Source organism: Polaromonas sp. UBA4122, assembly GCA_002381615.1.
GTDB lineage: Bacteria > Pseudomonadota > Gammaproteobacteria > Burkholderiales > Burkholderiaceae_C > Polaromonas.
Genome location: DFWY01000157.1, coordinates 57,042 through 57,498, shown reverse-complemented (window position 1 = coordinate 57,498; position 457 = coordinate 57,042). Strand labels below are relative to the sequence as shown.

General features: G+C 63.0%; 1 pseudogene. It reads right to left on the bottom strand.

Going from position 1 to position 457, the window contains the following annotated elements:
* A pseudogene (gene narH, locus B3F77_RS18790) lies at positions 1 to 457 on the bottom strand (nitrate reductase subunit beta); the annotation flags it as partial.

Genomic DNA, 457 nt, shown 5'->3' with positions numbered 1-457 from the left:
CGCCAAACAGGCTCACGTCGCTTGCGCCGTCAGAGCAGCCGTTACCGAAAGTAAAGCCGCATCCGCCGCGCATATCGAACGCATTTTCGGCGTATTCGCGGTGGCTGCTCGGAATCACGAAGCGGTCTTCGTAGTTGGCGATCGCCATGATGTGGTACATCTCCTCGACCTCGGCCACCGTCAGGCCGGCTTGCTCCAGCACGGCCAGGTTCTGTAACTGGTCCACGTGCTTGCTGCGCTGGTAGGAACGCATCGCCAGCATGCGCTGAAGCGATCGAATCACCGGAGCGGTATCCCCCGCCGTCAGCAGGTTGGCCAGATACTGCACGGGAATACGCATCTGGGCGATGTCCGGCAGCTCGCCGTTGATGCCGATCTGACCGGCGTTGGCCGCCGAGGTGATGGGCGACAGCGGCGGCACATACCAGACCATGGGCAGGGTGCGGTACTCCGGGTG